Origin of the sequence: Glaciecola nitratireducens FR1064 (assembly GCF_000226565.1) — a bacterium.
GTDB classification, from domain to species: domain Bacteria; phylum Pseudomonadota; class Gammaproteobacteria; order Enterobacterales; family Alteromonadaceae; genus Glaciecola; species Glaciecola nitratireducens.
Window position 1 is genome coordinate 1,074,253 of the sequence record NC_016041.1, and the last position, 24,852, is coordinate 1,099,104.

20 protein-coding genes are annotated in these 24,852 nt (G+C 42.7%); 1 reads left to right on the plus strand and 19 read right to left on the minus strand.

Annotation, left to right across the window (positions count from 1 at the left end; all coding sequences use genetic code 11):
* Positions 1-14: 14 nt before the first annotated feature.
* The 8 genes from GNIT_RS04675 to GNIT_RS04710 all read right to left on the minus strand — a co-directional run bounded on the left by GNIT_RS04675 (position 15) and on the right by GNIT_RS04710 (position 11,581).
* A complete protein-coding gene (locus tag GNIT_RS04675; RefSeq protein ID WP_014107996.1) occupies positions 15-1,322 on the minus strand; it encodes a cyclic di-GMP phosphodiesterase in 1,308 nt (435 codons plus the stop codon).
* A 26-nt stretch (positions 1,323-1,348) separates the two neighbouring features.
* Positions 1,349-1,948: a 3-isopropylmalate dehydratase small subunit gene (leuD, locus tag GNIT_RS04680; RefSeq protein ID WP_014107997.1), complete on the minus strand. Its 600-nt coding sequence runs from the start codon at positions 1,946-1,948 to the stop codon at positions 1,349-1,351.
* A gap of 1 nt (position 1,949) precedes the next feature.
* Positions 1,950-3,350 carry a 3-isopropylmalate dehydratase large subunit gene (gene leuC / locus GNIT_RS04685; protein WP_014107998.1) on the minus strand — a complete coding sequence of 467 codons (1,401 nt, stop codon included), beginning with the start codon at positions 3,348-3,350 and terminating at the stop codon, positions 1,950-1,952.
* A 20-nt stretch (positions 3,351-3,370) separates the two neighbouring features.
* The gene (gene leuB, locus GNIT_RS04690) at positions 3,371-4,459 is read right to left on the minus strand and encodes a 3-isopropylmalate dehydrogenase (protein ID WP_014107999.1); all 1,089 of its coding nucleotides are present in this window, start codon (positions 4,457-4,459) and stop codon (positions 3,371-3,373) included.
* A 1-nt stretch (position 4,460) separates the two neighbouring features.
* On the minus strand, positions 4,461-6,038 hold the full coding sequence (gene leuA / locus GNIT_RS04695) for a 2-isopropylmalate synthase (protein WP_014108000.1): 1,578 nt from the start codon (positions 6,036-6,038) through the stop codon (positions 4,461-4,463).
* 332 nt (positions 6,039-6,370) lie between these two features.
* The gene (locus tag GNIT_RS04700; RefSeq protein ID WP_014108002.1) at positions 6,371-8,623 is read right to left on the minus strand and encodes a malate synthase G; all 2,253 of its coding nucleotides are present in this window, start codon (positions 8,621-8,623) and stop codon (positions 6,371-6,373) included.
* A gap of 116 nt (positions 8,624-8,739) precedes the next feature.
* Positions 8,740-9,693: a LysR family transcriptional regulator gene (locus GNIT_RS04705; RefSeq protein WP_014108003.1), complete on the minus strand. Its 954-nt coding sequence runs from the start codon at positions 9,691-9,693 to the stop codon at positions 8,740-8,742.
* A gap of 286 nt (positions 9,694-9,979) precedes the next feature.
* Complete coding sequence (locus tag GNIT_RS04710) at positions 9,980-11,581, minus strand: isocitrate lyase (protein WP_014108005.1); 1,602 nt, start codon at positions 11,579-11,581, stop codon at positions 9,980-9,982.
* A gap of 749 nt (positions 11,582-12,330) precedes the next feature.
* Here GNIT_RS04710 and GNIT_RS04715 point away from each other — a divergent pair.
* Entirely contained in the window at positions 12,331-13,683 is a 1,353-nt protein-coding gene (locus GNIT_RS04715; RefSeq protein WP_014108006.1) for an alkaline phosphatase, read from the plus strand.
* Positions 13,684-13,698: 15 nt separating this feature from the next.
* Here the strand turns inward: GNIT_RS04715 and htpX are convergent, their stop codons facing one another.
* The 11 genes from htpX to GNIT_RS04770 all read right to left on the minus strand — a co-directional run bounded on the left by htpX (position 13,699) and on the right by GNIT_RS04770 (position 24,823).
* Complete coding sequence (gene htpX / locus GNIT_RS04720) at positions 13,699-14,565, minus strand: protease HtpX (protein ID WP_014108007.1); 867 nt, start codon at positions 14,563-14,565, stop codon at positions 13,699-13,701.
* Positions 14,566-14,706: 141 nt separating this feature from the next.
* Positions 14,707-16,095: a lipocalin-like domain-containing protein gene (locus GNIT_RS04725; RefSeq protein ID WP_014108008.1), complete on the minus strand. Its 1,389-nt coding sequence runs from the start codon at positions 16,093-16,095 to the stop codon at positions 14,707-14,709.
* The gene (locus GNIT_RS04730) at positions 16,083-18,614 is read right to left on the minus strand and encodes an FtsX-like permease family protein (RefSeq protein WP_238526942.1); all 2,532 of its coding nucleotides are present in this window, start codon (positions 18,612-18,614) and stop codon (positions 16,083-16,085) included. The genes GNIT_RS04725 and GNIT_RS04730 overlap by 13 nt, the downstream gene beginning before the upstream one ends.
* Before the next feature lie 73 nt (positions 18,615-18,687).
* Positions 18,688-19,404 (minus strand): ABC transporter ATP-binding protein, encoded by a 717-nt coding sequence (locus GNIT_RS04735; protein WP_014108010.1) that lies wholly within the window; start codon positions 19,402-19,404, stop codon positions 18,688-18,690.
* Positions 19,405-19,462: 58 nt separating this feature from the next.
* The gene (locus tag GNIT_RS04740; protein ID WP_014108011.1) at positions 19,463-20,161 is read right to left on the minus strand and encodes a VC0807 family protein; all 699 of its coding nucleotides are present in this window, start codon (positions 20,159-20,161) and stop codon (positions 19,463-19,465) included.
* 80 nt (positions 20,162-20,241) lie between these two features.
* Positions 20,242-20,805: a rhomboid family intramembrane serine protease gene (locus GNIT_RS04745; protein ID WP_014108012.1), complete on the minus strand. Its 564-nt coding sequence runs from the start codon at positions 20,803-20,805 to the stop codon at positions 20,242-20,244.
* A gap of 26 nt (positions 20,806-20,831) precedes the next feature.
* Positions 20,832-22,007: a glutathionylspermidine synthase family protein gene (locus tag GNIT_RS04750; protein ID WP_041246303.1), complete on the minus strand. Its 1,176-nt coding sequence runs from the start codon at positions 22,005-22,007 to the stop codon at positions 20,832-20,834.
* Positions 22,008-22,622 carry a DUF1190 domain-containing protein gene (locus GNIT_RS04755; protein ID WP_014108014.1) on the minus strand — a complete coding sequence of 205 codons (615 nt, stop codon included), beginning with the start codon at positions 22,620-22,622 and terminating at the stop codon, positions 22,008-22,010. It abuts the gene before it with no gap.
* A gap of 14 nt (positions 22,623-22,636) precedes the next feature.
* On the minus strand, positions 22,637-23,053 hold the full coding sequence (locus GNIT_RS04760; protein ID WP_014108015.1) for a DUF350 domain-containing protein: 417 nt from the start codon (positions 23,051-23,053) through the stop codon (positions 22,637-22,639).
* Positions 23,054-23,063: 10 nt separating this feature from the next.
* Positions 23,064-23,717 (minus strand): YjfK family protein, encoded by a 654-nt coding sequence (locus GNIT_RS04765; RefSeq protein ID WP_014108016.1) that lies wholly within the window; start codon positions 23,715-23,717, stop codon positions 23,064-23,066.
* Positions 23,718-23,770: 53 nt separating this feature from the next.
* Positions 23,771-24,823 (minus strand): ion channel, encoded by a 1,053-nt coding sequence (locus GNIT_RS04770; protein WP_014108017.1) that lies wholly within the window; start codon positions 24,821-24,823, stop codon positions 23,771-23,773.
* Positions 24,824-24,852: the final 29 nt, after the last annotated feature.

The window sequence follows — 24,852 nt, forward strand, 5'->3', positions numbered from 1 at the left end:
ACCGCTTGTTGATATTAACCGGATAAAAACACTTTCTTAAAGAATTTTCCCAAATTCATACTAAATTCTTCAGGTCTTACGCCGGTTACAATGTGATCATCGGCTTCTAGCAGATCAACCCGCTGCACATCGGTGTGTAGTTGCGTTTGTAAACTGTAAAAAATCATCACTACAGGATCGAGCGGATGTTGACGATTACGCTTACTCACAATGCCGAGGTTTTTACTGTGCAGTTCAACTAAGGAGCCAACAGGATGCAGCCCAATTGCGTTAATAAACTCTATAACTAGGTCGCGGTCTAGCGTTTCATCGCGCTCTAATTCTTGCAGAGCAGCTGTTGCGCTTACAGAGCGTCGGTGATGACGATTCGATATCATCGCGTCGTAACAGTCGACGATGGCGGCCATTTGAGAATAAACGCTAATTTCTGATGCCGTTTTCGCATTGGGATAGCCACTGCCGTTTATTCGCTCATGATGATTGGCAATCACATCTAACACAATAGGTTGTGGGTCAGCTAAGCCTTCAGCTATCTCGACACCAATATCGACATGCGTTTTCATCTTCGCCCACTCGGCCTCATTTAGTTTGCTTGTTTTTGCGACGAGTTCACGGGGTAGGGAGGCCATGCCGACATCCATAAGTAAGCCAGCGTTGGTTAAATCTTCAACTTCTGCCTCAGACATATTCTTGGCGCGAGCAAACATAGCGAGCAAAATGGCACAGTTGATAGCATGTTCTACTAAATACTCATTGGAGTCTTTCAGCATTAATAAACAGGAGAGTGCATCGGTGTTGTCGAATACAGACTCAATGATATGTTGCGACAGGTTATTTAAATCATCGATATTTGGTGTTGAACCTGACCGTAATTGACTGAGAAAACTTTTTTGTACATTCTTCGCTTGAGAATAGAGCTTATCAGCTTCCTCTAATGCCTCTTGATGCCGAGCTGCTTTGATAGCGTTTGTTGAGCTAGACTCTTCTATCTGCGCTATTTTTATGGAATTTCGCATTGGCACGCTTGAGCTTAGAGTGTCACTCTGTAACTGTCCGATATCAGCAGCAGAACTGCTCTCTGCGTTATTATCGCTATCAAGCAATTGCTCTGATCTAGGGTTGTTTTTAGTGGCACTCTCTGGGAGTCGGCTTTTAGCAAAGTCGACTTCAATTTCTAATATGCCTTTGCTTTTCAGCGCATCCAAAATCGATTGAGTTTTAACCAATCCTCTACTTTTTATGCGAACGTTGCCTTTTTGCTTGACCACGTTCTCAACATACATACCTATGGTGAGCTCAGAAATGGAAATGGATTTAATCATAAATTGTATAGTCCCTTATGCTATTGCTATAACCAAGCGAGACGTTTCTCCTCGAATGCACTTATACTGCTATCAAACTCGAGTGTTTGCCCGATTGCGTCTAATCCTTTAAGCATATTTTGTTTGTGGTGCTCAGCAATGTCAAATTTATAAGTGCTGTTGCCAACGTTCAATGTTTGATTCTTGAGGTCAACATGAAAGCTAATGTCTGGGTCATTTGCCACATGCGCGAACAATTCGTCCATTTGTTTACTTGGCAGTGCGATAGGAAGAAATTGATTGTTAATACAGTTACCATAAAAAATATCGGCAAAACTTGTCGCAATGACACATGCAAAGCCAAAATCTGCCAGAGCCCATGGAGCATGTTCTCGACTTGAACCGCAGCCAAAGTTCTCGCGAGACAACAAAATTTTAGCTCCTTGATGTTCCGGTTTATTCAACTCAAATTCAGGGTTCAACTCTTGCTCATGCAAGTCTAAATAACGCCAGTCATGAAACAGGTGCACACCATAGCCTGCGCGCGTCACGCCGGTTAAAAACTGTTTTGGGATTATTTGGTCAGTATCAATGTTGGCTTGATCTAATGGAGCGGCCTTACCTGTTAACTCTGTAAATCCTGTCATATTATTCTCCAAACTGCCTTGAATCAGCAAAATTGCCGGTTAAAGCTGCGGCAACAGCCATTTCGGGGCTTACTAAATGAGTTCTTGAACCACGACCTTGACGACCTTCAAAATTTCGATTGCTGGTAGAGGCGCAGCGGTCACCTGCCTGCAGAATATCGTCGTTCATGCCTAAGCACATTGAACAACCTGGCAGTCTCCACTCAAAGCCCGCTTCTTTGAATATGACATCCAAGGCCTCTTGTTCCGCTAGTTCTTTCACCGCAACAGAGCCAGGAACTACAATAGCGGTAACGTTACTTTTCACTTTGCCTGTTGCAGCTATTTTGGCTGCCGCCCTTAAGTCTTCAATACGACTATTAGTGCAAGAACCAATGAAAACGTGAGATACGTTAACCTTGTCCCATGTTTGTCCAGCTTCTAAGCCCATATACTTGAGTGCCTTTTTAGCGGACTCTTTTTCTATAGGATCATCAAAATCATCAGGGGATGGAATCGCTTGGTTTACGCCAATTACTTGCCCTGGATTAGTGCCCCAGGTAATTTGTGGTTGAATTTCCTTCGCCTGCAGGGTAACAACAGTATCGAAAGTGGCATCCGCATCTGTCGTTAATGATTGCCAATAGCTAACTGCATCATCCCAATGTTTTCCCGTTGGGGAGAATTCTTTTCCGTTGAGATAATCGATAGTTTTTTGATCGGGTGCAATTAAGCCTGCTTTTGCACCAGCTTCAATGCTCATGTTGCAGATGGTCATGCGCTGTTCCATCGATAATTCGCGGATCGCTTCACCACAATACTCAATAACATAGCCAGTAGCACCCGCGTGACCTATTTCGCCGATAATGGCCAGGATGATATCTTTTGCTGTAACACCTGTAGGTAGCTTGCCTGCTACCTCAACTTTCATGCTTTTGCCTTTACTTTGTTTTAAAGTCTGAGTTGCGAGAACATGTTCAACTTGTGAAGTACCTATACCAAAGGCGAGTGCGCCAAATGCTCCATGCGTAGCCGTGTGGCTGTCGCCACAAACAACGGTCATACCAGGTTGGATGAGACCCAACTGAGGACCAATTACATGCACGATGCCTTGGTTTTTATGACCAACAGGATACAGCTGTATGTTGTGCTGTTCACAGTTTACAGCCAAGGTTTGCAGCTGTAATTTATTTTGTGGCCCGCACGCATCTAAAGCTAGTGAGCGCGTGGATATGCTGTGGTCCATGGTGCCAAAGGTGAGATCAGGCCGACGTACTTTGCGATCCTTCTCATTTAATCCGGCAAAGGCCTGAGGTGAAGTAACTTCGTGAATGAGGTGACGGTCAATATACAAAAGAGTGTCTTCACCTAACTGTTCAACGATATGTGCGTTCCAGACTTTGTCATAAAGGGTTTGAGCCATGATTTATCCTTCCCTTTAGTTTAAGAGATTTGTTGTAAAATATAAGTGCCTACGGCTGCGGTAGAACTCGCGTTTACGCGTTCTTCTTTGGGCATTAATTCAGCGGTTAATATGCCATCTTCCAAGGTCTTTACGACGGCTGCGTCAATAGCGTCAGCGGCGTCAACTTCGCCTAGGCTGTATCGTAACATCATTGAGGCTGAAAGAATTTGCGCAATTGGGTTGGCAATGCCTTTACCTGCAATGTCCGGCGCTGAGCCGCCTGCTGGTTCGTACATACCAAATCCTGAACCATTGATGCTCGCCGACGGCAATAGGCCCATTGAGCCAGTTAACATTGCGCACTCGTCGCTGATGATATCGCCAAATAAATTGGAGCATAACATCACGTCGAATTGTGCAGGGTCACAGATAAGCTGCATAGTCGCGTTATCAATGTAAATATGTTCAAGCTTTACTTCAGGGTAATCTTTTGCAACTTCTTCAACTACTTCACGCCACAAGCGGCTGCAAACAAGCACATTAGCTTTATCGACGGAGGTGACTTTTTTATTGCGTTTCATTGCCGCTTCAAATGCGCTGATAGCAATGCGCCGAATTTCACGTTTCGAATAGCGCATGGTATCAAAAGCAAACTGTTCTTCACCTTCTCCTTCAAGCCCTTTAGGCTGGCCGAAATAAATGCCTGAAGTGAGCTCACGTACCACCAAAACATCCACGCCAGACTGGGCAATATCGCTGCGCAGTGGGGATAGGTGCTCAAGGCCTGAGTAAATTTTTGCTGGACGTAAATTACTGAATAGATCGAAATGACTGCGCAGTTTCAGTAACGCGGCGCGTTCTGGACGTTTATCTAAAGGCAGACTATCCCACTTTGGACCGCCAATTGAGCCGAACAAAATCGCATCAGCCTGTTCGCATCCATCAAGGGTTGTTTGTGGCAATGCTTCACCATGTTGGTCGATTGCAAAACCACCTACAGGATAGGTTGTGCGTTCTAGAGTAATATCAAACTTAGTACAAACCGCGTCTAATACTCGATTTGCTTGTTCCATCACTTCAGGACCAATACCATCCCCGGGTAAAACTGCAATATGGTATGTGGCCATTCTAAACTCCTACGATATTTTCTTGTTGTGATTTTTGTTCGTCAATTTGATCAGCTAGGTAAGTATTGTTCAATACGAAAATTAATGCGCGAACGCCTGATTCAACAATGTCGGTAGCCAAGCCTATACCGTTAAAGCGTCTACCATTATATTCAGCTACTACGCTAACTTGAGCAAGCGCGTCGGCGCCTTCGCCTTTTGAATCTAGCTTAAAATCAACGATATCAATTTTGTGACCCTTTACGACTCTCATAATAGCATTATATGCGGCGTCAACAGGACCGTTTCCTACGGCTGATTCCGTAATACTTTGGTCGCCCACTTTAAGGCGAACGGTGGCGTTAGGTATGATATTGCGACCTGAGTTGGCGAGCAAGTAATCCAATTGATAATGTGCGTGGTCGTGCTTTTGTTGGTCGAAGAACAACAAGGCTTCCAGGTCGTAATCAAACACTTGTCCTTTTTTGTCAGCTAAGCGTAAAAATGCTTCGTAAATAGCATCTAAATCATATTCATCTGCTTGGTAGCCAAGTTCTCCCAGGCGATGCTTAATGACGTGTCGGCCAGAGCGCGATGTTAAATTGAGTTTGTTTTTATTTATTCCCACACTTTCTGGCGTCATTATTTCGTATGTATTCTGCCCCTTTAGAACACCATCTTGGTGAATGCCTGATGAGTGACTAAATGCATTTGCCCCTACAATTGCTTTGTTGGCTTGCACTGGCATATTGCAAAGGTTACTGACTAATTTTGATGCCTTATGAATTTCTTGTGAATTAATATTGGTGCTTAAACCGAGCATGGCGTAGCGAGTTTGTAGGATCATCGCTATTTCTTCCAAAGAGCAGTTGCCAGCTCTCTCGCCTATACCGTTAACCGTGCATTCAACCTGACGAGCACCTTGCTCGACAGCCGCCAATGAGTTCGCGACAGCGAGGCCTAAATCATTGTGGCAATGCACCGATATGACCGCTTTATCAATATTGGGAACACGGTTATATAGGTTTTGAATAATGCCGCCAAATTCTGTGGGCGTTGTATAACCAACTGTATCAGGAATGTTGACTGTTGTTGCCCCGGCGTTTATCGCAGATTCAACCATACGGCATAGATAGTCGATATGCGTCCGTCCTGCGTCTTCACAGCTAAACTCTACATCATTTGTATATTTGCGCGCGTGCTTAATGGCCTTTACTGCCATTTCAACCACTTCATCTTGTGATTTACGCAGCTTGGTATCTACATGGATATCTGACGTCGCGATAAAGGTGTGAATGCGAAAGTGATCAGCCACGCTGAGCGATTGTCCGCAGGCGTCGATGTCTTTTTCCAATGCTCTGGACAGACCGCAAACAATGGAATTTTTAATTTCCTTAGCAATCAAATTAACGGATTTGAAATCACCTGGTGATGAGACTGGAAAACCGGCTTCAATAATATCGACACCGAGTTTTTCTAGCATCAGTGCAATTTGTAGCTTGTCTTTTACATTCAGGCTAGCCGGCAGCGCTTGCTCTCCATCACGTAAGGTGGTGTCAAAAATAATGACCTGCTTATTGCTCTGGTTAACTGTAGTCATACTAATTGCCTTTTTCATTTGACCGTTGTTTGCTATGGCGGGATGCGCACCGCTTCTGTTAGAACGTCATTCATATTTAATTTAGGTAGAAAACAAAAAACCCGTGCTTGGCACGGGTTTTTTATGTGTTTTCGCAATAAAACTTACCCGTGCAGTGAATTAGCCAAGAGTAATAGCAGCAGAATAGAAATCAAAGAATATCGATTATTTGATGATAAAATTTTCATTTCCGCCCCTGTTTAAAGAATTCTCTTTCGTCTCTTAACTCTACTGCGCTAAACCAGTTGGGTCAACAGTTCAATTGAATAAAAGAATGCTTTTTCTCACCTAAGCTAACTAGCAGCGTCCTTAAGCTTTGCCTTCATTTCTCTGCGGCGAGCATGCAACAGCGGCTCAGTGTAACCAGATGGTTGTTCTTTGCCTAAGAAGATAAGGTCTTTAGCGGCTTGAAAACCGATTGAATTCGCTAAGTCTGGAAGCATCGGAATGTATTCTGCATCACTTTCATTTTGACTATCAACCAAAGCAGCCATTCGTTGCAAAGACTCATTTACTTGCTCCGCAGTTACAAGCCCGTGTTCAAGCCAGTTCGCAATATGCTGACTGCTAATTCTCAACGTCGCTCTGTCTTCCATGAGGCCGACGCCATTAATATCGGGCACTTTAGAACAGCCAATGCCTTGATGTACCCAGCGCACAACGTAGCCTAAAATACCCTGAACATTATTGTCGAGTTCGTTAGTGACTTCTTGCGGACTTAGTTTTGCACCTTTTTCCATGAGCGGGATTTCTAGAATGGTATCGATATAATCCAAATGGGCATTTTTATTATCGCTAAGTATATTTCTCTGCTGTTCAAAGACGTCAATTTGATGATAATGCAGCGCGTGCAAAGTTGCTGCCGTTGGAGACGGAACCCAAGCGGTATTTGCGCCCGTTTTCGGATGCCCGATTTTGACCGCCATCATGTTAGCCATTTGATCAGGAATAGGCCACATGCCTTTACCAATTTGCGCGCGACCAGATAGCCCAAAATTTAGCCCCGTAGCGACATTCGCTAATTCGTAGGCATTCAACCAAGGGCGCGTTTTTATTTCTGCTTTTGGTGCAAAAGCACCTTTCAGCATAGATGTATGAATTTCATCGCCAGTGCGATCTAAAAAGCCTGTGTTGATGAAAACCACTCGCTCGTTTGCAGCTTGAATACACGCACCTAAATTGAGGCTCGTTCTGCGTTCTTCATCCATAATGCCTATTTTTATCGTATTCTTTGCTAAACCAAGTACTTGTTCCACGCTGCTGAATAGTCGGTTTGTGAAGGCGACTTCATCAGGACCATGCATTTTTGGTTTTACGATATAAATACTGTTTTCTTTTGCATTTTTAAAAGGGCTATTATTAAGTAGGTCATGCTTGGCGATAAGCGATGTAATCATCGCGTCCATTATCCCTTCTGGGATTTCTTCCCCTTCAAATAAAATCGCACTGTTTGTCATAAGATGCCCAACGTTGCGGATAAACATCAGACTTCTACCAGAAAGCGTAATCTTTTCATTTTGCAGAGAACGATACTCACGATCTGGGTTCATGCTGCGGGTAAAAGTTTTATCCCCTTTATCAAGCTGAATGCGTAAATTGCCTTGCATCAAGCCCAACCAGTTTTGATAAACTAAGGTCTTGTCCTCGGCATCAACTGCGGCAACACTGTCTTCACAGTCCATAATCGTGGTTATCGCTGCCTCAAGAACAATGTCTTTCATACCTGCGGGATCTGTTTTGCCAATGGGATGTGAATTATCAAACTGAATTTCAGCATGTAAGCCGTTATGACTTACTAGAATTGCTGTTGGGCTTTCTATTTCGCCCTGAAAACCAATTAGTTGAGACGGGTCTTGCAACGTTGTTTCGCTGCCATCAGCCAAGGTAATCGATAAACCAGCGTCACGTAGCTGATAGTCTTGACTCCCGACGTGGCTGCCTACATTTAAAGGGGCAATAGTATCCAAGTATTCTCGTGCTTTTAGGATAACTTTATTACCACGGGCAGGGTTGTATGCCCCTTTAGCTTCGGCGCCACCTTCATCTGAAATAACGTCAGTGCCATAGAGTGCGTCGTATAAACTTCCCCAGCGGGCATTAACAGCATTCAATGCATATCTCGCGTTATTGATTGGGACAACAAGTTGCGGTCCTGCCATAGTCGCAATTTCGGCGTCTACGTTTTGAGTTTCAATTGATTTAGGAATCGGAGGTGCTTGCAAATAGCCTATTGTGCTTAAAAAGGATTTGTATTCATTTGCGGGAGCGTTTGCATCGACGCGGTGAAAGTCGTCAATTTGTTTTTGTAAAGTTTCACGTTCGTTCAATAGTGCTTTATTGAGTGGCATTAAGCTTTCGAGGACTTTTTCAAAGCCTTGCCAAAACGCGAGAGCGTCAGTTTGGGAATTTGGTAAGGCGCTAGACTCGATGAAATTGAGTAGTTCGCTGGCGACCGACAGTTTGCCTTTTGTTACGTATCTTTCTGCGCTGGCACTGATGCCATTTGCACCAGGTGAACTTGTTGTCTTTGTTGAAACCGTAGACATTGGCATACTCCGTAGTTATGTTTCATACAGTCTAGGGAATATAACGACAGTTTTTTAGTTTATGTACAGTATATTTGCTATAGATACTGTGAATGTAGTAATTGCCACTATATTCCTTAGGGTTGTGTCTCACTAGTCATAGCGTTTGCGACTTCTGTAATAAGTCTTCGCAGCCAAATATGACCTGCATCGTGGTGCAGTAACGCACTCCACGCCATCTTCAATGCAATGGGTGGAATGTCGAAAGGTGGCTCAAGAACGACAACTTTTGGGTCGTCTTTAAAAATTTTAGCCGCCTTGGTCGGTAATGTTGCTATTAAATTCTGTGTTTTGGCCAACTGCAGCGCTGCGTGATAATGGCGCGTAAAAACACGAATTTCACGCTGCTTACCTATTTTTGTTAGCTCAGCGTCAACCCAACCCAACTTTTGCACTTCATTTGGGTCAATACCGACACCAACACCAAAACCAGTTTTACTCACCCAAATGTGGGTGCCTTTCAAATACGCGGCAAGATCAAAATTATTTTTCATGGGATGATCGCTGCCAATTACGCACGAAAATGAATCGTACCAAATGACCTTTTGATGAAACGAAAGAGGCAGCTCCTCAAAGCGATTTATGGCCATATCAACCTTGCCTTGCTCAACATCGTGAAACGTTACGTCGCTAGGAGTGATCAAATCTAAAGTAATGTTAGGCGCTAATACTGCGAGGCGGCCAATGAGTTCAAGCAGTAATGTGGATTCCGCGTAGTCGCTGGTCATTATTCTGAAAGTACGTACGCTTGTTTCAGGACTAAACTCAATTTCGGGTTGAATAGACGATTCTAACTTACTCAACACATCACGAATAACTGGCTGTAACTCCAGAGCACGTTTAGTTGGCGTCATACCATCGCTGGTTCTAACGAGTAAGGGGTCTTTGAATAAATCTCGCAATCGCTTAAGGCCATTGCTCATCGCTGGTTGGGTAATACTTAGCTGGTTAGCTGCTTTGGTGACGCTGCCTTCTCTTAATAAAACGTCTAGGTAAACTAATAGATTCAGGTCGACTTTTGCAATATTCAAAGTATTCGTTCCAATGTCAGTGAAAGTAAAAGGTGCACAATTCAGAAAAATAGGTGACTTTACAAATCCCATTCACGTTAATTATGCCTATATTTCGATAAATATATAAGCATAAACGACGAAAGATTGATAATACCTTGGTCGCGCAATAGCGAATAATTCAATTTATATCGTTGATTTTTAATATTTAAAGACAAAAAAAACGCCCCGAAGGGCGCTGAACAAGAGTCTTACTGTGGTTCGATATCACGCTACTTCTATATCAAACTTTTGCTTAATTACGATATCAATCGACAGAGTCGAATTGATTCATCGTATTATCTTTACCTGACGCTTTTAATGCTTGCTCACCTGAGAAGTACTCTTTATGAGTATCACCTAAGTCAGAACCCGCCATTGCTTGGTGCTTAACACAGGCTAGGCCTTGGCGTAACTCCTGACGCTGAACGCCTTTAACATAAGCTAACATACCTTCGTCACCAAAGTAGCCTTTGGCCAGATTATCCGTTGATAGTGCTGCCGTATGATAGGTCGGTAGCGTAATCAAATGATGGAAAATGCCGGCTTCACGTGCCGCATCAGCTTGGAATGTACGTACTTTTTCATCAGCAACTAATGCAAGTTCAGTATCATCATAACTCGCAGACATAAGGGCTGCACGGTCGTATGCGCTGGTATCTTTACCTTCTTCTGCCCAAGTATCGAATACCTGTTGACGGAAGCTAAGCGTCCAGTTGAATGACGGGCTGTTATTGTAAACAAGCTTAGCTGAAGGTGTTACTTCGCGGATAGCGCGAACCATATCGCCGATTTGGCCAACGTGTGGCTTTTCAGTTTCAATCCACAGTAAGTCAGCGCCGTTTTGCAATGATGTTATGCAATCAAGAACAACGCGGTCAAAGCCTGTGTTTTCTTTAAACTTATAGAGACCATTTGGCAAACGCACAGGCTTCACAAGTTCACCGTTCAATTTCATTACGGTATCACCGTTTGACAATTCATCGATAGAGTTGACTGGCGTTGTTTCTAAAAATGCGTTGTACTGAGCCGCTAAATCGCCTTCGCTTGTAGATACTGGGATTTTTTGCGTCAAACCAGCGCCTAATGAATCTGTGCGAGCGACAATAACACCGTCGTCTACGCCTAATTCAAGGAAAGCGTAACGAACAGCATTTATCTTAGCTAGGAAATCTTCGTGCGGCACGGTTACTTTACCGTCCTGGTGACCACACTGTTTCGCGTCAGACACTTGGTTTTCAATTTGAATGCAGCACGCGCCGGCTTCGATCATTTTCTTCGAAAGCAAGTAGGTAGCTTCTTCGTTCCCGAATCCCGCGTCAATATCTGCAATAATAGGAACAACATGCGTCTCGAAGTTATCTATTTGAGACTGAATTTCGCTTGTGTCCTTACCATTTGCTCTCGCTTCGTCTAACTGGTCAAAAAGTTTGCCAAGCTCTTTGGCATCGGCTTGACGTAAAAATGTATATAGCTCTTCTATTAATGCAGGAACCGAAGTTTTTTCATGCATAGACTGGTCAGGCAACGGACCGAACTCTGAGCGCAATGCTGCAACCATCCAACCTGATAAATAAAGATAGCTTTTGTCCGTAGTACCTTGGTGCTTTTTAACGGCCAACATTTTTTGCTGTCCGATAAAACCGTGCCAACAGCCTAGTGACTGAGTATATTGGCTCGTGTCTGCGTCGTAATCAGCCATATCTTTGCGCATTATGCCAGCAGTGTATTTTGCAATATCCAATCCAGTTGTGAATCTATTTTGCGTTTTCATTCTTGCTGCATACTCAGGACTGATAGCATTCCATGGTGTGCCTTGAGCGGCCTTAAGTTTCGCCATGTTTTCTAGTTCTTTTTGATACTGTGACATATTGTTTTCCTCTTTGCCGTTTCATTAACTTTCTGTGCTGTATGCAGATATTGAAACTGGTGATATTAAATCTTGTCGTTAATTCTATTTGATATTGCGAGCCTCTAAATAACCATGACCTTTGGTGAACGCGTTTATTTTTCAGTTCGCTAATCGGTGAAGACATACCCATCCTATGCTGCAATGATGAATAAAAAAACAGTATGAAACTTATTCCAGCTATTCACAGTGTGAATGTTGCTTTTATTGGGCATGAGACTGTGATTCGACATGAATCATAACTTAATGAATTCTATGGCGTTATAAAGAAAAGGTACTGATGATAAAGCGCGTTGTTGAGCGCTGTCTGCTTGAAATGCTAGTGCTAATATTTTTAGCGATCCATCTAATTCGGCAATTAATGAGTGATTTAGCCTCTCTATTTCGATCCACCTCTGAACAGCTGTGAATATTAGCCGGTGAATTTTTACGCAGTGTTGGGAATAATTTTAAATGAGTAACAATTAGTAACGTTTAATGCTTAACAGGGCGGTCTTTTGTATTTGGCATTCTAAGGTGTTTAACGGTATATTTACGGCATAGATTTAGCTTATATTATAGCGCACCGAAATATTGGTATTTTCTTTTCAACAAAGGGCTCCTTAGGCGTGTTAAAATCCGCCTCTCTCCTTTTATTTTAATCTGAAGAATTGATTTATTAAACAGCGGTAACTCAATGTGTTACGAGCTTTTAGAGGGTATTTAGTCATATGATCAAAAAGAATATTTTTACATTTAGTTTGCTTGCCACCGTCACGCTTTTCGGCGCTGCATGTACAGCGAATAAGCACAACGGTATGGACAGCGCTGAGGTAAATGTAAGTAAGCCTAAAAATATTATTATGGTAGTCGCAGACGGCATGGGACCGGCATATACAACGGCCTACCGCTTATATAAAGACGACCCAAACACGCCGATGATTGAACTAACTGCGCTTGATGCTTTCTTGATTGGTACTGCTCAAACTTATCCGGCTTCGGTATCGGGTTATGTGACCGATTCAGCAGCAAGCGCAACGGCTTTGGCTGCTGGCATCAAAACATACAACGGTGCTATTGGCTTAGATGTTGACAAGCAGTCTGTTGAAAGTGTGCTGCAACGCGCTAAGAAACTAGGTAAAAGAACCGGTGTGGCTGTTACTTCACAAATTGTTCATGCAACACCCGCTGCTTATGTTGCACACAACGAATCTCGTCGTAACTACAACGAAATTGCCGACTCGTTTTTAGATGACCGCATCAATGATAAGAATGTTGTCGATGTTATGTTGGGCGGCGGTTGGAGTTACTTTATTCGTGATGACCGCAATCTAGTTGAAGAATTCAAGACATTGGGATATCAATACGCTGCTTCATATACCGACTTATTATCATTGCCTAAAGGCAAACCAACCTTGGGTCTATTTGCAGATGTTGGCTTACCCAAAGCACTAGATGACGTTAATCCTCATCGACTTTCGGTGCTAACCGAAAGTGCAATATCCCACTTGGAAAATGTGAATGGCTACTTCCTGTTGGTTGAAGCGAGTCAGGTTGATTGGGCGGGGCACGCTAACGACATTGCTTCGGCAATGGGGGAAATGGAAGATTTAGAGCAAACGATTAAAATGCTGAAAAGCTATGTCGACCAGCACCCTGACACCTTAGTTGTGCTAACTGCTGATCATAGTACTGGTGGATTAACCATTGGTGCTGATGGTGATTATCGTTGGAGTCCTGAATTCATTCAAAACATGAAGGCTTCCGTGACCGTCATGTCAGAAAAAATAATAGATAGTGAAGATATGACTTTATACGTTGAAGACGTATTCGGGTTTGCATTGAATGAAGATGAAAAAAATATTATTAGCGGTATTTCTAGCAGCATGAGTGGGAGAGAGCGTGAAAGTATATTGAAATCTCTCCTGGACAAACGCACGAATACAGGTTGGACAACATCTGGCCATACTGGCGTAGATGTAGAAGTTTATGCATTTGGTGCCGGCGCACAAGCATTTGCCGGCAACTTAAATAACATTGATATCGCTAAAAAGATTTTTGCGTTCTTAGGTGACGCTGAATAGGCTATTTAAAGGCGCTTATTCAAGCGCCTTTATTCTTTCTGAAAGCGGCGGGTGACTCGCAAACAGCTTGTGGATTTTGCCTGCATTAATTGCAAACGCAGCCATTTCATCGGGCATATCAGGTCCAGTTTGACTCGCTTGTAAACGCATTAACGCGGCTCGCATTTTATGTTTTCCGACAAGCTTTGCCGCACCAGCATCTGCTCTGTATTCACGATGCCGAGAAAACCACATGGTAATGGTCATCGCCAAAACACCTAGAATGAGTTCTGCAATAATGGACACAATCCAAAATGCAGGTCCATGGCCACGTTCTACTTTAAAAATAACGCGGTCAACGGTGTGACCAATAATTCTCGACAGAAATACCACAAAGGTATTCATTACGCCTTGCAGCAGCGTCATGGTTACCATATCACCATTTGCAACGTGCGCCACTTCATGCGCAAGCACAGCTTCAACTTCATCTTTATTCATGCTTTCGAGCAAGCCGGTGCTAACCGCTACGAGTGCATTATTGCGGTTCCAGCCTGTAGCAAAAGCGTTTGGCGAATGACTCTGGAAGATACCCACTTCTGGCATACCAATATTGGACTGTTTAGCCAAGCGACTAACCGTATTTAACAACCATGTTTCTGTGCTATCAGTTGCTTGCTCAATGACATGTACGCGCATTGAGCGTTTCGCCATCCATTTTGAAATTAATAATGAAATGAATGCGCCACTAAAACCAATAACGGCAGAGTAAACCATCAGTGCATTAAGGTTTAAGTCAACGCCGTTTTGTGCAAGCAGACCCTGGATCCCAAATAAACTAAAAGTAAGACTCAATAAAGCAATAATCGCAATGTTGGTACCGACGAATAACAGAATACGTAGCATGTTTTCTCTCAATATAGTTGGTAAACAATTCACCAATCGATAAACACTTAATAGTATTGTTTAGGTCAAATATCAATGACTACAAAATAATATTTTTTTGCTACTCATAGATGAAATTTTCTTGTTGAGAGGAGATTTTATTTAATAGCCTGTGAGTTCTAGAAAACCACGACCGGTATGTGTTCCGCTCACCACCACGTTACCTTCATAATACGCAACTAGTGCAGGATTCCATTGGTCGTCTTTGCTGGTTTCAATCTTAATGTTAAGTCCTTTGCTTGCAATGCTTAGGGCCCATTGTAAGGGCAGCTTTTTATTGCTAAGTTCAGTAAACTCAATGATATCCATGCTTAGATCGGATGGCATTAACGTTGCTGTTGAACCGTCAGCCTGTATGTAGGTGCCGGTGATATAGTCAGGCTGATCTTGTAAACGCATTCGAAAAGCCATGATTTTGTCACCGTTATCAAGATGAAGAGAAAGCCAGTCCCAGCCCAATGTTGCTTGGTCGAATAGTTGTGATGTCCATTCTTGGTCAAACCACGCGTTACCTTTAACGGCTATATGCTTTAATAAGTCATCTGTCTTAGTTTCATCTTCTGTGCTTTTCTTCATTGGCGCATATTGCTCGCTAACGCGTGAAAGTAATAACTCATCACTCATCGTAAACTTACCATCTACCTGAATAAAAGGGGCACTGTAGTAATGCGAAGCGTGTTTGCCATTTGCTGACTTTATGCTGTAACCGTTCTGTCCCTGGAGTATGTATGGCCCTGTGTTAGATAAATTAAGTTGAACATCAAGGTAAGAAATGCCGCTAATATTAGTACTGTCGCTAATCAATCTGGCGTTGAAAGCTAATGTTGCGGGCAGCAAGCCAGGTGTTGGGCTTTGCCATTGCCAGTCATCGATGAATAATTTAAATGGCGTTGTTTCCGCGCCTGCATTGCCTACATTACCCCGTGCAAATTTCTCCGAAAACCAGTGTTGCGAGGCACTATGCACCGAAGCATGTGCCATGTAAATATGTTGGTTATTCCAATCCGAACTCGGCGTCTTGATAGTGTCATCACTATTGAACGGTTCGCTTCCGGTGCTGACGTTTGTTTGCCCTTGCTCGCGGGCTTCATTGTTTGGGTTTCTAAAGCGAAATAGCGTCCATTGCAGGCCGTATATATTGCCAACTTCATCTTGCAAGTTTGCGGTTAAGTACCACCATTCAATATCAAATGACTCGTGAGCGCCATGATCCTCAGGAAAACTAATGACATAGTTTGGATCGGAAGTGTTCCCTAAATTTTGTGGATTAGACGCACTGAAGCCTCTCCCAAAGGGTTGTTGTGACATGGCACCTTCGTCAGCAGTCGTCGCGTCGTTATACCCGTTATCAAAAACTAAGGCTTCGATATAACGCACAGTACTACCCAAGTTATTGTTTTGCGAATTGCTTATAGACGCAACTAAGGCAACTGCGAGTAAGATAAACAAAACCGCAATGAGTAGCCTAGAAAGTTTGCTTAATTTACCCATCGGATATCCTCAATAAGTGGTCTTCTGCCAGCTCTAACAATAGGAATAACGATGACCGCAGTCACCACTAATAGGCTCGTTGCGTATATTTGCAGTATTTTCATTGGATTTATAACTAAGGGGTAAGTCCAAGAAAAAGCTTGATAATTAATGTTAAATATTAGCACCCAGCTTAGTAAAATTCCGAACGGTGTCGCTAATAATAAGGCCACAAAACAGAGCAGTAAATATTGGTATAGTGCGAGTGCTTGAGTTTTTAATGCTGATACTCCCATGCTGCGAACTAGCATATTCTGTGGACGAATATCATTCATTAGAACAATAATAGCGCAGGCGAGTGAGAGTGCAGCAACTAAGAGCGTGACCACATTCAATCCGTCGGTAATAATAAAGGTGTTATCAAAAGCTTGCATCGATAATGCCAGTAACGCTTCGGTTTTCAGTAGTTGTGTTTCTGGTTCGAACCCTGCTTTGAGCATATTTTCGCGCAACAAATTTATGCTACTCTCAGAACCTTGGAGTGCGTAGATACAGCACTTAGAGTTAGATAATTCAAACATATCGAATGGCATCAATACTTGCGCATAAGGACTACCAAAATCATAAACAATGCCGAGTATTTTATAAGACGACAAGGTGCCTGTAGACGGATGTGGAAGGTCTATATAGTCATCAATTCGATACTCAAATCCAAACGCAAACTGTTGGTTAACTAAGACCCCCTTGCCCTGGCTAAACTCCGCCCACAAATTTTCATCCCGTCCTTTTTCATAAAACACCATAGCTTGCTGGTTGAACTCGTCGGTAGGGTAGCTAAACTGCTGTATTTTTTTACCTTGAAAAGAAATATAGTTTTCCAAACGTGAATAAACATTCACGCCAGTATTTTTTGCCAACTCACTGATATTAGGTTCACCATTATTGTAAACATAGTAATCAGCCGCTAATCGTTGCTCTAGCCATCCGACCGTTGCGCCTCGAAAGCTGTCTACCATTAAATTCATACCAATATTACTTGTCGCGGCAATAAAAAAAGCGCAGCAGGCGATCTTAGTTTTACCTGACAATGCCAAGCTTTGTTTGGAGCTAACTTGCAGTAATGGAAAGCGATCAGGAATAAATCGTTGGATAATTTTGAGCATGCTTGGATAGTTAGCAAGCAGTAAACAGCAGCCAGACAGGATAACTAATGCCGTGGCGATGAGCAGGAGCCAAAGCGCCTGCGCATAATTCAATAACACATAGGCAAGGACTGCAAAAATTGCAAAACAAAGCCATATAGCGAGCTTCCAAAAACGCTGTTGAACGCTCGACAAAGGCACATCTTTGGCTTGTGCTAACTGATGATTAAGTTTATTTAGGGGAATGAAAGTAGCGCAGATGCTGCCAAGCAAACAAATGCCGAATACTTGAAACAGTAAACCAAGAAAGGATACTTTACCGAAGCCTACTTCTACGGAATATAAATTTTCAAGCGTTGCTTGCACCGTTGGCGAGGCTAATTTTGCTAACTCAATGCCAAGTAAAACGCCCGATAAGCTGGCGACAAAAGTGAGTAATACAATTTCAGTAAGTTGAACGAAAAACAGTTGTTGTCTTGATATGCCAAGCTGTCGACAAATTTTTAGCCAAGTAAGTCTTGAATTTAATAGGAGGTTGACTGCGTTTACGACAATAAAGAGGCACACAACAAACATAAGCAGTGCCATTGCCATTAAGTTCAAATGAAAGCTGCTGGTAAGCTCCGAATCCTGTTGGCCTTTGTCAGTGCTGATGAGTTGTAGATGGTCTGGTAATAACTGTTTAAGCGTCTCTTCTTGGCTTTGCGATAATTCGCCAACAAATAACAACATCGACAACTCAGCGTTAGGATAAAGGCGGTACAACGCAGCAATATCCATAATAATATCATTGCCTAAAGCTGCACTTTCAAAGGTGATGAGTTTGGGTAAGGGCTTACCTGACATTGTCGTAAATTGACTCATTGTTAACGCGCCGTCAGCGCCAAGATATGAGCTAGCAGTAGACTCACTATTGGTGTCATTTTTAGCGCTTGTTAATTGCTCAAGTAATTGCGGATGCAATATGGCACTTGGCTGCCCAACGCTCAGTTGCCGAATAAGCTGATTGGTTTCGCTGGTTTTAGTATTCGAGTTAGCGTTGGGCTGCTTCGCCGCACCTGCTTGCTCTGCAAGAGGTGTTGGATTTGAAAAGGTGGGTAGTGCGATTAGTGAAAATGTATCGATGCCAGTAAAGTCGATGCGCCTTTGAGAAATAATGAGGTTATTTTTATATAAGTGTTGCCTTGTTTGCGCAACGGCAATCAATTGATTAAACCCTTTCATCCTGAGCGCAGCATAGTCTTGTTTTGTGAGCGTTAACTTGGACGAATTAGAGGAGATAGTATGAGTAACATTGGGCACTAAATATTGCTGTTGACTACTGTAGCTTTGTTTGGCACTGCTATTAATCACCAGCACAGCACATAAACCAGCGGCAGCAATAATTAGCGACGCCATTAGCATCGTGAGGCTAAATTTGCTGTTGCGATAACTTTTTAATAAAACGGAAAGGAATGGCGAATACTTCATATTAAATTTGGCTCAGCCTACCGTCGTTTAAGTACCACTGCTGCTGAGTAAGTGAAGCCACTTTTTCACTGTGAGTTACCATAACAAGAGAGGTGTTGAGCTTTTTGCATGTGTCGACCAGTAATTTGCTCACAGTGTCTGAGTTCTTACCGTCTAAGTTTCCTGTAGGCTCGTCGGCAAGCAAAAGGGGAGGTTGATGCGATAGGCCCCTTGCAATGGCTACTCGCTGCTGTTCTCCACCAGATAGTTGATTGGGAAGTTTGTTGATGTGGCGATCAATACCAAGGGCATTCAGCAAGTTCCGAATGTACTCGTGCTGCACATTGCCTGTAATCTTGGCTGGCAGCATGATGTTCTCCATCACCGTAATGCAGTCTATTAAATTAAATCTTTGAAAAATTAGTCCAACTTTAAACTGGCGATATTGATCTGCTTGCTTTTCAGTGAACTGAGTAATGTCGTGGGAAAGAGTTTGCGGGTCATTCGGCCTCTTATTGTTGGTGCCGCATGATTCGCCTGAACTCGTTAGCAGAATTTCACCACTATCGGGTTTATCAAGCGCAGCCAAAAGATGCAGAAGGGTCGATTTTCCAGAGCCTGAAGCACCTTGAATACTGATGCTGTCTCCTGGCATTATGCTTAAGTTGACGTTGTTGAGAATGGTATGTTTCTCACCAGCATCGATATAACTTTTCTGTAAATTTTTTAGGGAAAGCATAAAAAGGCAACTAATTTGCGTCGATGCCTTAAGTATACGTTAACGAGGCGCTGAAAGACTACTGATGTAAAAAGCTTTCAAAAGGTTCGCCAGTGACACTCGAAATTTGCTTAAATAAATACATCAAAGCGAATATCAATAAAATCATGCTAGGAATAACAATCACCGGGTAACTTAAGGCAGTCATGCGTCCAAGCTCTTCTGTGTACGCCGTAGTGCCTGGTTCTGATACCAAAATCCACTTTGCGAGCAAGTAATTCAAGGCTGAAGATAAGAAGAAAGAGCTGGCAACAATGTACGAACTCACAGCAACTTTGCTGTTGAAAACAGTGGTTAAGCCTTTCGTTTCCAACGTGTCATTGAGTTTAGGCCAGTTAACTAATTGGTCATTTAATATAAGTGCTTTTACTAGTGGTTTTTTACTGTATTGCGTAATGATGACCGCTAAGCCAATAAGACCCGGAATAGCCGCCTCTTTTATTGCGATATATTCAGCGGGAAGTTTTAATAAACTAATACCACCTGTTAGCAACACGCTAACGATGCCAAGTACCGAAAAAGCATTTACTTTTTTTGTTTGCTTTAAATCATACAGGCCAAATACTAGTGGAAAGGAGAGTGCCAGTACAATACTCCAAGCAGGGCCTAAATATTCGTCTGAACTTAAATAGCTCATTACGACAACAGGGACAGCAATATTAAAAATTAAATTGCCAAAAAATCCTGTTTGTTTCGGTTGCTGTGTTTTTTCAGACATGTAAATTGGACTGCTCTTTTGAAGTGGATAAGGATTGTACGAAAAAAAGTGAGATGATGTCACCCTGATTTTGTATCAATTTAAGACCGCGTTCGTAAAAACCATGCTAAACAGAGACCTGCAATAAATCCAAATAAATGTGATTCCCAAGATATATAGGGTTGGTTCGGTAAAACTCCCCAAATCATGCCGCCATAGAAGAAAGCGACAACTACTGAAATAATAATCAAAAATAGACGCTTGCTGAGAAAACCTGCAAAAACTAAGTAACCAAAATAGCCATAAATGACACCGCTTGCGCCCAAATGATAAGAGGCCCTGCCAAACATCCACACAAGCAAACCTGTCAAAACGATCAGCCCAAAAGTAACGCTTAGAAAACGCTTCCCGCCAAATTGAAGAAGCAGCAGCGCAAAAATGCCAAGCGTAACCACGTTTGACGCAAAGTGCGTGAAATTAGCATGTAAAAACGGTGCTGTAAAAATATAGGCTAAATGATTGAGGTCTCTTGGGAAAATGCTGAACTGATTGAAGTAGCGGCCTGTGAGCATATTAATCGCTTCTATCACCAGCATAATACCAACAACGTAGCTAACCCAAACCAGCTGTTTTTTTAGTGTTGTAGGTGATTTGACAATGGCCAATTTATGCCCCTATTACTTTAAGTATGTTATAGAATAATGTGCGGTATATAGCGCGACAGGTCTTGCGTAATGGGCGATTTATCTTCACGAACAGATATTCCCGCAGCCTCGTCGTCAACCAACCATGAGCCAATCAGTGTATAATTGTCAGCAAACTTTGGTAACGGTGTGTGTGCTTGATATATAAATCCTTCTTCACCGTAGGGGCCGTCTGACGACAGGCTCATTTTGCCGTTTTCTAAAATATCAATATTTGCGCCTTCGCGAGAATAAAGCGGTTTTTTGACCCACTTTTTTATACCTGAAAGTGCGTTCATGCTTGCTATGTCAGTTTCAAAGAAAGCCGGCAAAAGGTTTGGGTGCCCTTCAAATTCTTTCCACAGCATAGGTAACAATGCTTTGTTTGAGAGGATCGTTTTCCAAATTGGTTCAATCCAAGCTGTATTTGCTTTCAATGCGTGAGGGCCAAACTCTTCACGCTGCATAAATTCCCACGGATAGAGTTTAAAGCAATGTGAAATAACTTGGTCTTGTAAGTCGGTGAGTTCACCTCCAACGGCAAGCCCGATATCTTCGATATAACAAAAGTAGTCGTCAAGACCCGCTTCTTTTGCGCAGTCTTGTAAATATTGAACGGTTCCTCTGTCTTCGTCGGTGTCTTTGCAACAAGCAAAGTGGAGATAGTGAATACCATAATAATCGGCGATCACTTTTAAACGATTCACCAGTTTTTCTTGCAGCGAGTTGAACTGGTCTGCGCGCTTGCTGAGTTTGTTATTGTCTACATTGTTTTCAAGCCACAGCCATTGCCAAAAGCCTGATTCATATAAACTGGTGGGTGTGTCTGCATTATTTTCAAGCAGTTTGGCGGGCGTTCTTCCGTCGTAGACAAAGTCCAGCCTTGAATAAAGTGAAGGTTCTTTCGCTTGCCAAGAGTCTGCAATGGCTTGCCAATAAGTACTTGGGATAGCAAATTGTGATAATCGTTCTTCACTTTTTGCAACTAGGTCCACCACATGCAAACACATCTGGTGGATTTCTTCCGTAGGAGCCTCAAGATCTCGTTCTATCTGTTGTAAATTAAATTGATAGTAGGCGGTTTCATCCCAGTATGCTTGTCCGTGCATAGTATGGAAATGAAATCCGTAATCACGCGCCATTTGCTGCCAGTTTTTTCTCGCCTCAATGGGGAGTCGGAGCACTTAGCCACCCCAGCCTTTACTGCTTTTGCTTCCCCATGAAGCTTTTGCTCTCACGCTGCTACCAAATCCACCGCGCTGCATTGTGCGGGTCACTGCTGGCTTCTTATCGAAAGCACTTGGTCTAACGTTAAGAGCGCGTTTTCTCGTATCGCCAAAATCGCGCCCATCAGCTCCGATCCAGTGATTGCGGTATGGCGAATAACGAGAGTAAGATGTAAACATAGGTTGGTAATAGGGGCGAGGAGCCAATAAATTCCCCATCATATACCCAGCCATTAATGGCATAAAAATCGAGCTACCGTTGTTGTTATAACTTTGGCATTGATTTGCACCAAACTCGTATTCACAATCATTTTTGCTGTTGTATTTAGGTGCTGTTTTAGCTGCCTCGGCGAGCGCTCCTTCGTAGGCCACTTGACACTTTTGCGCCATATCGGGCAGGGCATCTGCGCATTCGTCAGCAGTCTTAAACACTAAGGCTTCTTCTTTACCTCCGGAGCACGCACTGAGTAATACAGTTGCAACACCTAAGGCCAACGGTTTGAAAGAAAATGCTTTTCGCATTTTCGATACATTAATATTGTTACTGCGTTTTTGTTTAACGTTAGTTTGCATAGTTGGATTACTCCTTAATAGCTCATGCAAGCGGCGTTGAGCAGGCCTACAGCAACTGACATTGCGCCTAACATGACGCCTGCGGATACTTCATTGTTTTGAATTCTTTCAGCTATTTTAGGCATGAAAGTAAATCGCAAAAGTGCAAAGGCGACGAGTTGCGCAACAATTGCAATGAAACCCCAGATCACGTAGTCGAGTAAAAATTCTGAATTGGTGACCGCACCAGATAGTGCAATGGCAAAACCAATCATCGCACCACCAAAACCAATTGCGGCTGCAGTGCTCTTGTCTTCTTTAACCAGCTTCCATTCATCATGCGGCGTAACGAAAGCGTAGACGATTTTGAAAACAAAAAATAAGGCGATTGAGATAGCAAAATATAGTGCGAAATTTTGCAATCCGGCGATTGAGTTTAGTAGTGCGTCCATTTTATTTTCCTTAACCGTTTATTATTATATCTGCAGGTGACAAATTGAAACCGGTGCTAATGACCAAACATCTGTCGTGGTTGTTACCGACAATTTTTTCTTCGCCGGATACTAACACTGATTCGACATCATCTTCTGAAATAGATTTCTCATAGAGCATAATGAATTGGTCTGTTGTCGTCACATCACCATCTTCTTCAAAAGTGGTTTCGGTCATTGCTACCGGTGGGGATATTTCGCCAACGGCATCCCAAACACGCTCATAGGCGTCGTCACCTAATTTATAGATAGGCTGTGAAATGCCATTTTTGAGTAAGTCTTGCCATTGCGTTTCAGATCCTACTGTTTTGGTATCGTAAAAATACCACAGTTTAACGTCAGTAATGTGATTCTCTGTCTCACCGCCATCGGTGATCACCTGTAAATACGCATCATCATCGGTGTAAAACCGAAACATAGTGCCACCGCTATCTAATATTACTTTGCCAACGGCTTGGATCAAATGCTTGTTTGCTGCACCGTTTATCTTAAGAGACGGTTCAATCAATTTTAATTTGAGCGTGTCGAGTTCGAATGACCCGCCCAAATATAAGCCCATAATCTCTGGCGTATCAGGTTTATGAGCTTGGGGTTTGTCTTTTTTTCCGAATAACTTACCGAACATATTATGCTCCTTTAGCTTTTACTTATTATTGATGCAAGATACTGAGTGCAAAACTATAAGTGTAAGCTGTTCCAATCAATGTTATTGATGCGGTGTTCTGCAATATAAAATACTTTATTACCGGGTTTTACAACGTCGTTAAAATCCGGGTTCACTGAAATTTTATTTACTCTTTCCGGCGCAGAATAACCAATAAATGTCGCGTTATATTGTTTTTTTAGACCTAAAAATAATGTTTCAACGCTGATGTCATTAATTGTGCTAGGGAGTTTAACCGAAAACTGTGCCTGGCCTTCTTCTACGTCTAATAAATCATGGTGTAATAAGCTAGAGCCTGGATCAAAAACGGATTTTGCTAACATTTCTACAGCAACGCTAGGCGTGCACTCTACTTCAGGACAATGTTGTTGCAACAAAGCCACCAAGCTTTCATCTTCAAAATAGGCTACTTTATGGGCCTTTGGGTTGCGCTTTGAACAATACAATGCAGTCGTTAATGTGAGGTCATCGTGAGGGTTGTCGATGAGTATGGTACTTGCTGTTTCAATACAGGCACGATCCATATCTTCGTCTTGATTGAAGGAACTAACGTGCACAAACTCAATTTCTGAGGGGCGCGGATTTTCAATATCCGCCTTCACGCAAAGCACAATATCTGGATTCTCGGTGGTATCGACTTTTTCTTTTATCAGTAGCTTTAGTAATTGGTCAGTACGTTTTTCATTCCAGCCAATAATTAAAATATGATTAGAGACATTTAACGGTTTCAAACCTCTTGCTCCTTTTCTCCATTGATCACTAACCCAAGATGCGATGCGTCCAATGACCAAAGCAAATATACTTAATCCAAGTGGAATAACATACAACGCAACAATCAATTTACCCGCTGGTGTTGCCGGTGACATATCGCCGTAACCGACCGTCGAGCCAGTTACAACGAGCCAATAAAAATAATCAGAGGCGCTTAGTAAGGCTTTCTCGTCTGCTAAGAAAAGCAATATCCAACTGGAAACTGTGTAGAACAGCAGCGCTAATGATAATGTGTACCAGCGCAGCTCGGAAAAGTATCTCACGCATAGTTTTTTGAGTTTTACCCAATGTAACATGAATGAAAATCTTCCTTTTGTATAAAGAA